11 protein-coding genes are annotated in these 14493 nt (G+C 42.2%); 7 read left to right on the forward strand and 4 right to left on the reverse strand.

Going from position 1 to position 14493, the window contains the following annotated elements:
• Nucleotides 1-68: 68 nt before the first annotated feature.
• Nucleotides 69-914: an undecaprenyl-diphosphate phosphatase gene (locus tag CTER_RS18165; RefSeq protein ID WP_004627929.1), complete on the reverse strand. Its 846-nt coding sequence runs from the start codon at nt 912-914 to the stop codon at nt 69-71.
• Between the two features lie 375 nt (nt 915-1289).
• On the opposite strand from CTER_RS18165, the gene trmB reads away from it, so the two are divergent.
• The 5 genes from trmB (at nt 1290) to CTER_RS18190 (ending at nt 5643) form a co-directional block, all read left to right on the forward strand.
• Nucleotides 1290-1952, forward strand: a complete 663-nt coding sequence (gene trmB, locus CTER_RS18170) for a tRNA (guanosine(46)-N7)-methyltransferase TrmB (protein ID WP_004627964.1) — start codon at nt 1290-1292, stop codon at nt 1950-1952.
• Nucleotides 1953-2026: 74 nt separating this feature from the next.
• Nucleotides 2027-2758, forward strand: a complete 732-nt coding sequence (locus CTER_RS18175; protein ID WP_004627917.1) for a class I SAM-dependent methyltransferase — start codon at nt 2027-2029, stop codon at nt 2756-2758.
• A 28-nt stretch (nt 2759-2786) separates the two neighbouring features.
• Nucleotides 2787-3509, forward strand: coding sequence for a helix-turn-helix domain-containing protein (locus tag CTER_RS18180; protein WP_004627945.1), 723 nt, complete (start codon nt 2787-2789; stop codon nt 3507-3509).
• Nucleotides 3510-3542: 33 nt separating this feature from the next.
• Entirely contained in the window at nt 3543-4607 is a 1065-nt protein-coding gene (gene corA, locus CTER_RS18185; protein ID WP_004627951.1) for a magnesium/cobalt transporter CorA, read from the forward strand.
• Between the two features lie 91 nt (nt 4608-4698).
• Nucleotides 4699-5643 (forward strand): metal ABC transporter substrate-binding protein, encoded by a 945-nt coding sequence (locus tag CTER_RS18190; RefSeq protein WP_004627978.1) that lies wholly within the window; start codon nt 4699-4701, stop codon nt 5641-5643.
• 383 nt (nt 5644-6026) lie between these two features.
• On the opposite strand, the gene nifJ is transcribed toward CTER_RS18190, so the two are convergent.
• The 3 genes from nifJ to CTER_RS18205 all read right to left on the reverse strand — a co-directional run bounded on the left by nifJ (nt 6027) and on the right by CTER_RS18205 (nt 10741).
• Nucleotides 6027-9554, reverse strand: a complete 3528-nt coding sequence (nifJ, locus tag CTER_RS18195) for a pyruvate:ferredoxin (flavodoxin) oxidoreductase (protein WP_004627959.1) — start codon at nt 9552-9554, stop codon at nt 6027-6029.
• Nucleotides 9555-9584: 30 nt separating this feature from the next.
• On the reverse strand, nt 9585-9776 hold the full coding sequence (locus tag CTER_RS18200) for a CDIF630_02480 family spore surface protein (RefSeq protein ID WP_004627982.1): 192 nt from the start codon (nt 9774-9776) through the stop codon (nt 9585-9587).
• Nucleotides 9777-10078: 302 nt separating this feature from the next.
• Entirely contained in the window at nt 10079-10741 is a 663-nt protein-coding gene (locus CTER_RS18205; RefSeq protein ID WP_004627997.1) for a hypothetical protein, read from the reverse strand.
• A 211-nt stretch (nt 10742-10952) separates the two neighbouring features.
• Here CTER_RS18205 and CTER_RS18210 point away from each other — a divergent pair, with 211 nt between their 5' ends.
• Together CTER_RS18210 and CTER_RS18215 are read left to right on the forward strand one after the other, a co-directional pair.
• Nucleotides 10953-11657 (forward strand): LytR/AlgR family response regulator transcription factor, encoded by a 705-nt coding sequence (locus tag CTER_RS18210; RefSeq protein WP_004627963.1) that lies wholly within the window; start codon nt 10953-10955, stop codon nt 11655-11657.
• Between the two features lie 318 nt (nt 11658-11975).
• On the forward strand, nt 11976-14366 hold the full coding sequence (locus tag CTER_RS18215) for a glycoside hydrolase family 2 protein (protein ID WP_004627922.1): 2391 nt from the start codon (nt 11976-11978) through the stop codon (nt 14364-14366).
• Nucleotides 14367-14493 lie beyond the last annotated feature (127 nt).

The raw sequence follows: 14493 nt of genomic DNA on the forward strand, positions 1-14493 counted from the left end.
CAGGGTATTCCTTTTTTTTACATAAAAAAATACTGAGATAAAGCAAAATATAAACTAATTAGCAAACGTTAAAAAATCTTAAGTAAACCTGCAACAATCACAATTACGGCAAAAATCATTCTGTAATAGGCGAATCCCTTCATAGGCTTTCTCTTGAGGTAGGATATGAACTTGCTTATAACGGCCACCGCCACTATAAAGGACACAATGAAGCCCACAATCAGGGCTGTGATTTCGGTTCCGGACAGTAGATTAAAACCGCCCAGCTTAAATATTTTCAAAAAGCTCATTCCAAACATGACGGGTATTGCCAGAAAGAAGGAAAACTCGGCCGCAACCACGGTTGAAAGCCCTGAAACCCAACCTCCGATTATTGTTGAGGCTGAACGGGACATGCCCGGAATTATTGCGAGACATTGGAAGAGACCTATAATTAAAGCCTGCTTTGGTGTAACGCTGAGTTTCTGTTTTGTCAGATTGTTGTTGCGGAATTTATTTTCCGCATATATCATCCAGATGGCTCCAAGGAAAAGTACAACGGCTACAATTATGGAACCTGAAAGATATTTATCTGCGAGATCGTTGAACAATATACCTAAAATAGCTCCCGGAACGCATGCTATTACAATCATGAACCAAAACTTGAAGCCTGATTTTTCATATCCAACTTTACTTGGGAAGAAATTTATAATGGTATCCTTGATTTTTTTCCAGTAAAGAAGTACTACGGCAAGTATTGCTCCCAGCTGTATAACGTATGTATACATATCAACATAGTGCGGAGTTGTACTCTCAAAATGCATGAGACTTTCAAATATCCTCAGATGTCCTGTCGATGAAATGGGCAGGAACTCGGTAATTCCTTCGACTATACCAAGTACGATTGATTTTAGAACGAACAATAAAAAATCCATTTTCTCCTCCATACTTCCGCTGTACAATTCAGTATTTTGTGAATTGTATAAAAGTACTCTCTATACTTTATGGGAATAAATATATTTATAGCGTACAAAACTGCCGGCCTTAAGTCAAGCTGCAAAAAATTATATTGATAAAGTTATATTAATAACGGAGTTATTGGCTCTTCTGTATTCATTAATGCCGCTGGCCGGGGGATTGACCCTTTATGCTTTTATAAAGTTTACGGCGGGCAAATTGGTTTGTCTGATTAATTTTGGGTACAAATTATTATAGACACATTACCTTACTGAATGTACAATATCTTTTAGCAAGCGTCATTTTATTACTATTTATAGCGTGCAGGAGCACCGATATGGAGGTAAGCGAGTGTGAGACTCAGAAGGAAACCCTGGGCAAGGCCTGAATTGGCAGCATGTCCTTTTTATATTGACAATCCGCCCGAAATGAAGGGAAAATGGAGGGAACTGTTTGGGAATGACAGCCCCATGCATCTGGAACTGGGATGCGGAAAAGGCGGATTTATTTCAAAAGTTGCCGCTGCCAATCAACAAATAAACTATATTGCGGTGGATATAAAAAGTGAAGTGCTTGCGCTTGCAAAGCGCAAGATAGAATCGGAATATTCCGCCGCAGGAATAACTGAAATAAACAACATCAAGCTGATGTCACAAAATATTGAACTGATAGATGACATGCTGGCCCCCACAGATGCAATTGAAAAAATATATATAAATTTCTGCAATCCCTGGCCCAAATCTCCCTATAAAAAGAAGAGGCTGACACACGGGAAACAATTGACAAGATATAAGACTTTTTTAAAGCCTGGCTCTGAGATATGGTTTAAAACGGATAATAACGAACTTTTCAGGGAATCGGTTAAATATTTTGAAGAAAATGGGTTTATAATAAAGTATACCACAGAAGATTTGCATGCCAGCGGCTTTACAGAAAGTGTCCCCACAGAACATGAAATAATGTTTTCCAGGGAGGGCATAAAAATCAAATTCCTGACAGCCGTATATATGGAATAAAGTGCTGGTGTTAATTTATTTGCAATATTAATATATAAACTACCAAAATACAAATTGTTAAGGGATTGAGACATATGGAATTTTACAAACAAATATCGAAATATTATGACTATATCTTTCCTGCGGGTGAAGAGCAGGTAAAGTTTATAAAGGAAGTGGCGGGCAATCCGCCCAGGAACTTACTGGATATAGCATGCGGAACGGGAGGGTATTCCCTGGAACTGGCAGCGCAGGGCTATAATGTGACTGCTGTGGATCAGGATGCCGGAATGCTTGAACAGCTCGACAGTAAAATGAATGGAGCCGGAGGTTCACTGAATATTGTGCAGGCTGATATGCTCGGGGTTGATGAAAAGCTGTCAGCAAAGTTTAACATGGCTTTTTGTATCGGCAATTCCCTGGTTCATCTTGAAAATCTGCAGCAAATAAAAGAGTTTCTGGCAAGCGTGAAAAATACCCTGGAAAGTGACGGTAGTCTTGTACTGCAGATTATAAACTTTGATAGAATATTACTCAGAGAAATAAAAAGCCTGCCCACAATAGAAAATAAAAGTGTCGGGCTTACATTTGAAAGAAATTATGATTACAATAAGCAGGATAATACAATAGCTTTTAATACAAGGCTTACTGTGGAGGGGAAAAGTCTGGATAACCAGGTCACTCTTTACCCTCTGCGGCAGGATGAACTGACAGAGGCTCTCAGCCAGGCCGGCTTTAAAAAGCTAAGGCTCTTTGCCGATTTCAACGGCAATGAATTCGATAAGTATAATTCATTTATGCTGGTATTGTGGGCCAGACAAAAATAAACCGGATGAAAGTGAAGGATAATTTTACATGAGCAGAATTGGTCAGGAAATAAATAAATTAAGGCTGCAAAAGGGATTGTCGGCAAAACAGCTGGGAAGGACTCTGGGAGTTTCGGAAAGTTTTATCCTTGATATAGAGTCGGGAAAGAAGATAATCAGCGACGATATGATAGGGAGGGTATCCAAAGCCCTGGATTTTGAGCTTGGCCCCATAGGCCTGTTTGCCTCAGAGGACAGCAATACCGTCAAGTATGAGGGAAATGTGAAAAATGCCGCGGCAAGCGCTGGCGCCGGAAGGGTTCCGAATACCCCCGTACAGCCCAAAGCACCTCAAAACCAACCTGTACAGGAGGTCTGGGACGATGCCTTTGGAAATATTCTGAAAACCGTGCCGGTATATGACTATAAAATGGACCGGTTGATTGAGAAAAAGCTTTTACCCATCGAAAAGAACAAGGTGGAAGGTTTTCAAAAGGAAAAAGTGTTTTATTTGAATATCCAGGATGCCGATATGTCGGGTTTTAGAATTTTTAAAGGCGACAGAGCCCTTTGTGTATTGACCGGTGATATTGAAACGGATGGAATCTATTTTATTGAATATAATGAGACAAGAGCAGTGAGACAGGTAAAAAGGCTTCAGGCCGACAAGCTATTGCTGGTAAGCAATAAGGGGACTCTGGTTACCGAGACCATCAGCACTAAAAATGTAAAAGTCATTGCCAGACTGGTTAAGCTTGAAATCTCACTTTAGTTATAAATTGTAATTGTATATGAAGGAGTACATATGCAGAAGCTTGTAAAATCCCGTTCAAGAACAATTGGGTTACCACCCGGGACGCTTGTCCACATCGGAGAAAAAAAACGTGAGACCACATTAATAACTCTGATAGATTATGATGAGGAAAACTTTGAGCAAAAGTCCATTGACTCAAGAGGACTGGAAAATCTTCAGAACAGGGAGGCAGGCATAAGATGGCTGAATGTTGAAGGGCTGAGCGATGTAAATGTGCTTGAAACCGTGGGTAGAATATTCAATCTGCACCCGCTTATTTTGGAGGATATCTTAAATACCGACCAGAGACCCAGGATAGATGTCAATGATGACTATATCTTTATCTGTGCCAAAATGCTTTTTTACCATAAGGGCGCTGGAGAATTTGAAATAGATCAGGTGAGTTTCATACTCGGGAGAAATTACGTAATATCCATTTCGGAAAAGGACACCGATGTATTTGAACCTGTGGTAAAAAGATTGCAGCAGGGAATGAGCCGCTTCAGAAAGCTGGGCGCCGATTACCTTGTTTACAGCCTGCTGGATGTAATTGTGGACAATTATTTTGCCGTGCTTGAAGTGTTTGGTGATCAGGTTGAAACAGTTGAGGACGAAATGGTTGTCAGGACCAGCAGGCAAACCCTGGGAACCATTCACAAGCTGAAAAGGCAGATATTGTTCCTGCACAAGTCGGTATGGCCCCTGAGAGAGGTGCTGTCCTTTCTGGAGCGTGGTGAAAGCCTGCTGGTGCAGGAGAGCACCGAAATATATATACGTGATCTGTATGATCATATCGTACAGGTCATGGACACTACCGAAACTCTCAGGGATATTTTATCAAGTATGCTTGATGTGTACCTTTCCAGCAGCAGCAACAGGATGAATGAAATAATGAAGGTTCTCACCATTATTTCTACTGTATTCATGCCGCTCTCCTTTATTGTGGGAGTATACGGAATGAATCTGAAGAATATGCCTGAATTGAACTGGCCCTGGATGTACCCTGTTTTATGGATGATCATGCTGGGAATATCGTTATTCATGCTTATGTATTTTAAAAGGAAAAAATGGTGGTGACTATAAAATATTGTTTTAAATTTCACTTTCTTGGTATATAATATAAATGCGAATGATTCCCGTTTGCGTCATTTATATTAGGAGGATGATTTTGATTACAAATAAAAATATCAGGAAAGAATCTAAAAAGAGGCTGACAGCGCTGATCCTAGCTATTGCCGGCATATTCGGCATAATTACTCTGGCAGGCTGTACGGCGGCCAAAAACAAAAAAATTGATGACGGCACCTACACCATAGTTACATCCTTTTACCCCATTTATGTTTTTACAAAAAATATAACAGCCGATATACCGGATGTGGAGCTTATCAACATGACCGAGCCGCAGACCGGCTGTCTTCATGATTATCAATTGATACCCGCAGACCTTAAGACACTGGAAAAGGCGGATGCTTTTGTAATAAACGGAGCGGGCATGGAGGCCTTTATGGATAAAGTCATAAAGCAGCAGCCGGATTTGGACATCATCGAGGCCTCAAAGGGTATTGAACTGTTAAAGGACGACAACGGTGAGGAAAATCCCCATGTTTGGGTGGGTATATCAGGGGCCATCAGTGAGGTGAAAAACATCGCTGAAGGACTGGCGGCCTCCGACACGAAAAATGCCGCCGCCTACAGGGAAAACGCCGATAAATATGTAAAATTGCTGGAACAGCAAAGGGAAAAGATGCACCAGCAGCTGGACGGCTTTAAAAACAAGGATATAGTGACCTTCCATGAAGCGTTCCCATACTTTGCAAAAGAGTTTGGACTGAATATTGTTTCTGTTGTGGAGAGAGAACCCGGAACCGAGCCAAGTGCGGGAGAACTTGCAGAATTGATAGATAAGATCAGAGAAACAAAGGTAAAGGTTCTCTTTGCAGAGCCGCAGTATTCCCAGAAATCAGCCGGGTCTATTGCAAAAGAAACGGGGGCGAAGGTATACATGCTTGATCCTGTTGCCACCGGAGAGAGAAATGCTCCTGCAGACAGCTATATAAAAGCCATGGACCAAAATTTGAAGGTGCTGGTAGAGGCTTTCAGTCAGAATCAATAACGTGTAATGAATATTGATATAGTGCTCCCGTACTAACTACAAAAAATGGATAGCTCACAAAGCACATGCCTGAATTTTGTACAGCTCAGCACAAATGTTTTTGCTGTCGCAGAACACTCGACATCCTGTCTCGGGGTTCTGTTCAAATCGGCTTCCTGCCGATTTGCCAGCAAAAACACTTGTGCTTCGCCTACAAATTCAGGCATGTGCTTTTAATAGAGCTTTCCATTTTTTGAAGTTGTACTCGCGCACTATAATTAATATTAATTCAGGTATTATATCTGTACTTTTTCGTATAAAAAACTGCTTTGGTCCTCATCATCTGGCCCAAAGCAGTTTTTTTATTTCCCGCATTGTCTTGCGGTACAGTTCAACCTATATTCCTATTCTGCCATTTTCTTAAGCTTTGCATATTTCTCTCTGGCATGTTCTTCAGCCTTGCTGAACAAATCTTCGGCCTCTTCAGGGAACTGCTTTGCAAGAGAAGAGTACCTGACCTGGTTCATGAGGAAATCTCTGAAGCTTGACTTCGGTTCTTTCGAATCAAGACTGAAAGGATTCTTGCCTTCCGGTTTGAGATCGGGATTGTATCTGAACAGGTGCCAGTAGCCTGAAGCAACCGCATCGGCAGAGTTTGCTATACTTCTTCCCATACCGTCCTTAATGCCGTGGCTGATACACGGAGCATAAGCTATGATGATTGAAGGCCCCTTATAGGCTTCAGCTTCAGCTATTGCCTTGAGCAGCTGGTTCCTGTCGGCTCCTATTCCGACCTGTGCAACATAGACGTTGCCGTAAGTCATCATCTGGGCTGCCAGGTCTTTTTTTGCGGCTTTCTTTCCTGAGGAGGCAAACTTCGCAATTGCCGAGGTAGGAGTTGCCTTTGAGGCCTGACCGCCTGTATTAGAGTAAATTTCGGTATCAAAGACCAGCACGTTGACGTCATCGCCAGAGGCAAGCACGTGATCCAGTCCGCCGTAGCCGATATCATATGCCCAGCCGTCACCGCCCACAATCCATACCGAACGCTTGACCAGGTAGTCCTGTTTTTCCAAAAGTTCTGCTATCAGCTGTGCCTGTGGCTGGTCTTTTGGAGTATAGGCCTTGATTGCTTCGAGAAGCTCTTCGCTGGCTCCCTTTGAAGCCGCGCCATCCTCAACGCTCTCTGTCCATGCAATGAGCCCTGCTTTGAGGTTTTCGTCCACATCCGTGCCTGCAAGCTGAAGAGCTATGTCGCTGATGCGTTCTCTTATATGCTTGATGCCCAGATACATGCCGTAACCGAATTCGGCATTATCCTCAAACAGTGAGTTGGCCCAGGCAGGACCCTTGCCTTCATTATTTACGGTATATGAGCTGGTCGGGTAGGAGGCGCCCCATATGGATGAGCAGCCTGTGGCATTGGCAATCATCATGCGGTCTCCGAAAAGCTGTGTTACAAGCTTGATGTATGGTGTTTCACCGCAGCCTGCGCAGGCCCCGGAGAATTCCATGAGAGGCTTTCTGAACTGGCTGTCCTTGATTGTCTTGCCGCCGAAATTTCCGCCCTTATATGAAATCTTGTTGGTAGCAAAATCATAGTTGGGGATTTCATGTTCGGTCTGGGTGCTGAGCTTCTTCATAACCAGTGCCTTCGGCTTTGCAGGACATACATCGGCACAGTTGCCGCAGCCGGTACAATCCATAGGACTTATTTGTATTCTGAACTGGTATTCTTCCATTCCCTTGCCCACAGCCTGTTTGGTTATGAAGCTTTCAGGCGCATCAGTCAGTTCTTCCTTTGTTGCAAGAACAGGTCTGATGACTGCATGAGGACATACAAGAGAACAAATATTGCATTGTATGCAGGTATCGTGATTCCATTCAGGAACGTTAACAGCTATGCCGCGCTTTTCATAAGCCGAAGTACCGTTGGGAAGAGTTCCGTCTTCCAGTTCCACAAAGGCACTTACGGGAAGGTCTTCACCTCTCATGGCATTTATGGGACGAAGCATGTTCTTTATGAAATCAGGTTCGTCAAGGGTTGGCTGTGCAGTATCCTGTGCATCCTTCCAGGCTTCGGGAACATTAATTTTGACCACGGAATTTATACCTTTGTCAATTGCTTCCTGATTGATTTTTACAACGTTTTCGCCTTTTCTTCCATAGGTTTTGACAACCCCTTCCTTCAAGTAACGGACAGCGTCATCCAGGGGGATTATGTTGGCCAGTTTGAAGAATGCGGCCTGCATTATCATATTGATTCTGTTTCCAAGGCCGATGTTTTCGGCAATTGAATATGCATTGACGGTATAGAACTGTACATTGTTCCCGGCAATCTGACGCTTTATTTCTGCCGGGAGATGTTCTTCAAGTTCCTTTTCATCCCACAGGCAGTTGAGTACGAAGGTACCACCGTTCTTAATGCCTTTCAGCAGATCGTACTGGTTTACATAGGACTGGTTGTGACAGGCAATGTAATCGGCTTCATGAACAAGGTAGGCAGACTTTATGGGCTGGTCCCCAAATCTCAGATGGGACATGGTAACACCGCCCGATTTCTTTGAATCGTACGCAAAGTAAGCCTGCACATATTTGTCGGTATGATCGCCGATAATTTTTATGGCCTGCTTGTTGGCGCCTACAGTGCCATCGGAACCCAGTCCCCAGAACAGGCTCTTGAAGGTTGATTTGGGAGTGGCATTTATGTGTTCGTTAATATTGAGAGATGTATTTGTCACATCATCCACTATGCCGATTGTAAATCTGTCCTTCGGGCTTGGCTGTTTCAGATTGTCATAAACAGCCTTTATATGAGCCGGGGTTGTATCCTTTGAAGCCAGGCCAAAACGTCCTCCCACAATCAATGGAGCGTTTTCGATTCCGTAATAGGCAGCTTTTACATCAAGGTAAAGGGGTTCGCCGATTGCGCCCGGTTCCTTGGTTCTGTCCAGAACGGCTATTTTTTTAACTGTCTTGGGAATTACCTTCAGTAAATGTTTAATTGAGAAGGGTCTGTATAAATGAACCTTTACAAGGCCGTATTTTTCCCCGCTGCTGTTCAAATAATCAATGGTTTCCTCAATTACGTCGGTGATTGAACCCATTGCTATTATAATGTTTTCAGCATCGGAAGCGCCGTAATAGTCAAAGAGGCCATGTTTTCTGCCTGTGAGCTCTCCGACTTTGTCCATATATTCTTCCACAATGTTGACTATATTGTCGTAGTATGGATTTGAAGCTTCCCGGTTTTGGAAGTATACATCCGGATTCTGAGCTGTTCCTCTGGTAACAGGATGATTGGGTGACAGGGCCCTGTTCCTGAACTCTTTTAAGGCCTGGTAATCTATCAGACTTGCCAGATCATCATATTCGAGGGCCTCTACCTTCTGTATTTCATGGGAAGTCCTGAAGCCGTCAAAGAAATGCATAAAAGGAAGTCTTCCCTTGATTGCCGCCAGGTGCGCTACCGGGGCTATATCCATAATTTCCTGGACCGAGCCTGAAGCAAGCATAACCACACCTGTCTGTCTGGCGGCCATTACATCCTGATGATCTCCGAATATGGACAGAGCCTGGCTTGCTATAGCTCTGGCGCTGACGTGAAAAACGGCAGGCAGGAGTTCTCCCGCTACCTTGTACATGTTGGGTATCATCAATAAAAGTCCCTGGGAAGCAGTAAAGGTGGTGGTCAGAGCTCCCGCCTGCAGTGAACCGTGCAGTGTTCCCGCTGCTCCTGCTTCCGATTGCATTTCTACAACACGGACCTTTTGTCCGAATATATTCTTTTTGCCCTTGGCAGACCATTCATCTACTGATTCTGCCATATTGGACGATGGCGTAATAGGGTAAATGGCAGCCACATCGGTATATGCATAAGAGACATACGCGGCAGCCGTATTACCATCCACCGTCATTTTAATTTTCGACATAAAAAAATCACCCCGTTATTTTATTTTTACTTAGAGTCTACTACCGTTATCTACCCATTTTTTTGCTTCTGAAACGCCTTCTTCATCAGGAATGATGACATCGGTGTGCTTCTGTTTTGTCTTTTCCATGGTCCATGCTGCGGTGCCCTCATTATCTGTGGGTCTGTGCGCTGTCATTCGCCTGTTGTCGTGTCCGTCAAGCTGTGCGTCTTTTTTGCCCATAATTTACCTCCGTACATCGTTATTTTTGGAATTATATTTTAGTTTTTCTTATTTAGGGTTATTTATTCTATATACTTATATTGATACAAATAATTACCACAAATATGATATGTTTATGAAATATAAAATGGAAAACAGGAAAAAAAGAAAAATATAAAACCCATAAAGAATTGATGAAGGTTCGATAAAAGTCGGATGTTAAGAAAATGGCTATACCTAAGCAGGAAATAAATAATACACATAAATAAAATTCCGTCCGGATTATATTTCAGACGGAATTTTCACAAGGGCATACGGGAAATTCAGTCGCCGGTGTCAAAGGACGAAACACCGCCTCGTATGATACCGCGTCTTATTTTTAAATTTTCAATATTGCGGATGAAAACTCCAAAGCATTTGCTCTCAATGGTTCCTCCGTCAATTATTACCCTGGGGCTGTAATATTCGTTCCAGCTGTACAGGGAGCAGGAGGCTTTAATGGTTCCTCCGTACAGATTCAGAGCACCGGAATGGTAAAAATAGATTCCAATACCATTTGAATAAGTATTTTCAATAAATCCGCTTCTGGATGAACTGGAATCCAAAACGGTCAGCGAACCTTCCAGATATATGGTGCCGTCACCGTTGTAACTGCTGATATTATAACCCGCCAGATCAAGAACTATATTCTGGTTTTGGCAGATATAAATGTTTCTGTTAAACAATTTTATATCCGAATGCAGTGTAATCAATGTTTCTTTTGAGGTCGATACGGAATTGATAGCCTCCTGGAGTGTGGTATAATAAACACCGTTGACAGACACCTGCTTAGTGCTTCTTAAAGCGTTGAAAGTCTCCTGAAGTGTAGAATAGGCTACACTGTTAAATGAGAACTGTCTTAAACTTTTTAATTTAAAAGTTGTTATTGTTGATGCTTTAGTTCTGAGCTTATAGTCTGTCTTAAAATTAAATCCCTTTTTATTCATGAAGTATCTCGCCTCTTTTGATATAATTTTAAACTATAATTACTTAACTACTTTTATAAAATTATTTAAATTTTAACATATTTTACTATAAATAATAAGGAGGTCGTGCAATTCAATGTCAAAACGTGCAATTCCATACGAAATAATGTCGAGGCGTTGAAAAAATGCTCTCAAACATGATATAATTCAAGAAAAATAGAGGGAAATTAATATGAAGATAGCCATTTGTGACGATAATAAATTTGACCGGGCTCTATTAAGTGAGTACATACTGCAATACGCCGAAAATACCATGTCCATTGTGGAACTTGTTGAGTTTGACTGTGGAGAGGAGCTTTTAAGCGCTTTTACAAAGGAGCAGTTTAAAATTTTATTTTTGGATATATATATGACGGGTATAAACGGTGTAGCCGTAGCTGAAAAAATCCGGGAAACCGACGAGGAATGTAAAATAATTTTTACTACCTCAAGCCTGGAACATAAGAGCGACGGATTTGAAGTGGCAGCTACTCATTATCTTGTAAAACCCATTACATATGAACAGGTCGGAAAAGCCCTGAATCGCTGTAAGAAGGTTCTCAATTCAAATGCAAGATGTATTGAACTTACCGTTAATAAGGAAATTATAAAAATTAGGTTAAAGGATATTTATTGTATTGAGGCAATCAGGAATGGAGCAGTGATTACTACCAGGCTGGAAACACTCCGGGTTCATTATTCCATGACCAGCATGGAGGAATTATTGACAGATAACAGATTTCTGCGGTGTCACAGAGGGTTCATAATCAATATGGATCACATATCACTCATGAAAGATGATGTGTTCATAATGAAAAACGGGTTTACCATACCAATAAGACAAAGTGGAAGAAAAGCCATAAGGCAGGCTTTCATGGATTACAAAAGTCATCAGTAAGGTTGTATACAAAGCTTCTGCAGAAATGCAGGAGCTTTAATATTTTTTACAGGCATGGAATATTGTATAGGCCAAACTGTATTTTTGTATACTAATTTTGCACTAAGAAGCTTATCATAAATATATAATAAATTAGACAGTCAATTCACTGATAATTAGTACTATGTCAACCCTAATTCTATATATTACCGATGGTTGAATTTCCGTATTACTGCTTTGTCGTTAATCGCAATACATACAGTATTACTCATTCCTCCGCCTTGTACTCATCGGTAATGTACATTTTAGAGTTGACATAGTGCTAGAAGGATGGCTATTATGCAGAAAATAAATCTTAACTTCGGCTGGCAGTACAAAATGGATTTTTGTGAGAAATATTTAACAGGCAGTGATGACAGTAATTTTGAATTGGTCAACATACCCCATACCAATATAATTCTTGATTATAATAATTTTGATGAGTCTGAGTACCAGTTTGTGTCCTGCTACAGAAAGCCGGTTAATATCGCCCGTGAATTAAAGGGAAAAGCTCTCCTTCTGAGGTTTGAAGGAATAGCCTCACATGCCCGGCTATATATAAACGGCAGCTTCATTGCCGAGCATTCGGGCGGTTATACGCCTTTTGACATAGATATTTCTGATCGGGTCATATACGGAGCAGGTAATTTATTTGTTATAGTGTGCGATTCCACCGAGAGAGAAGAGATTCCTCCATTCGGAAAAGTTATTGACTATCTGACATACGGGGGGATATACCGTGAGGTATATCTGGAGGTCCGGGAAAAAACCCATATAAAGGATATATTCGTAAGAACCCTTGATGTACTTGCACCTGCAAAAATCCTGGATATGGATGTGGAGCTTTCCCGGGTGTGTCCGGGAATGTCCGTTGAATTCAAACTTATCAGCAGCCTGAACGAGCCGGTAAGCAGATTTAACTGCACAATTGGGAATTCTGCCAAAGGAAAAGTCACGGGAAAGGTTTCGGGCGTCCGGTTATGGGATATTGAAAACCCCGTACTATATACTTTGCAGGCAATATTAAAAATAAATGATACCGAAGTGGATTCCTATGAGGTCAGGTTTGGGTTCAGAGAGGCCAGATTCAGAACAAACGGCTTTTATCTCAACGGAAAAAGAGTTAAGCTTATGGGCTTGAACAGGCACCAGGCATACCCTTATACGGGTTATGCCATGCCGGAAACAGCCCAGAAGAAGGATGCCGATCTGCTGAAATTCGAACTGGGAGTAAATATGGTGAGAACGTCCCATTATCCCCAATCCCGGCATTTCCTTGACAGGTGTGATGAGATCGGATTGTTGGTATTTGAGGAAATACCGGGCTGGCAGCATATTGGAAATGAAAAGTGGAAGGAATTATCCTGCCGGAATGTAAGGGATATGATCCTCCGGGATAGAAACCATCCCGCCATAGTCCTGTGGGGTGTTAGAATAAATGAATCTGCAGACTGCGATGACCTTTATGTAAAGACAAACAGAATAGCACATGAACTCGATAATACCAGGCAAACCGGTGGAGTCAGGAATTTCAAGGACAGCAGGCTTCTCGAAGATGTATATACCTACAATGACTTTTCTCATCACGGCTCAAATGCTGCGCTGGAGCTGCCCTCAAAGGTTACGGGTACAAACGCCCCTTACCTTGTAACGGAGCACAACGGTCACATGTTTCCCGTAAAGCGCTTTGACAATGAGGGCAGAAGACTTGAACACGCCTTGAGACATATGAGGGTATTGGACAATATGCTGGGCAGTGACCGGATAAGCGGCGCCATAGGATGGTGCATGTCGGACTACAATACCCATAAGGATTTCGGCAGCGGAGACAGAATATGCTATCACGGTGTCAGTGATATGTTCAGGATACCTAAACTGGCGTGGTATGTATATGCATCCCAGCAGGACCATACACCCGTACTTGAAATTTCCTCCTCCATGGATATAGGTGAACATTCCGGAGGAGATCTGGGAACGGTGTATGCCTTCACAAACTGTGACCATATCAAGCTGTACAAGGACAATGAATATATTAAGACCTTTTATCCCGACAGGAAGCTGTTTCCCAATCTTAAGCATCCGCCTGTCAGAATAGATGATTTTATAGGTGATCTCTTGACAAAATATGAGAATATCTCTGCAAAGGATTCGCTCAGGATGAAAAATATTCTCCGTCATGCTTCCAAATATGGAATGAATCTTCCCATGAGTTCAAAGCTGGCGATGGGCAGGCTCATGCTTAAATACAAACTGTCAATGGATGACGGAATGAGGTTGTTTGGCACCTATGTAAGCAATTGGGGAGGCCAGCGGATAAGTTTCAGATTTGAAGGCTGTAAAAACGGCCAAATAGTGAAGAGCGTTGTCAAGTCAACGTCTGAAAGTACACATCTTGAAGTACGGCCCGACAGCAGGGAGTTGATTGAAGCCGATACCTATGATGTCACCAGAATTGTAGTGAGGGCGTTGGATCAGAATGACAACCTGATGAATTACGCAAGTGATGCCATGGTTGTTGAAACCGAAGGACCTATTGAAATCATAGGCCCAAAATGCATAGCACTTATCGGGGGAGTCCGGGCCTTTTGGATAAAGACTGCAGGACGCTCAGGCAGGGCATTTGTAAGAATAAAATCTGAAAAATACGGCATGCATGAGGCCGAGTTTGAGATAAAAAAGTTTTTAAGGTAATGGTTACCGCTGGAACAGTAAATGGATTAACGGGTTGTACCGGTTAATTTTGACGGTTGCTTTACGTGTATGATTTTTATATCAACAGGTTACTTCCGTACTAACTTCATAAAATAAGGGTGCACCC

This window comes from Ruminiclostridium cellobioparum subsp. termitidis CT1112 (assembly GCF_000350485.1).
Classification (GTDB): Bacteria; Bacillota; Clostridia; order Acetivibrionales; family DSM-1351; genus Ruminiclostridium; species Ruminiclostridium termitidis.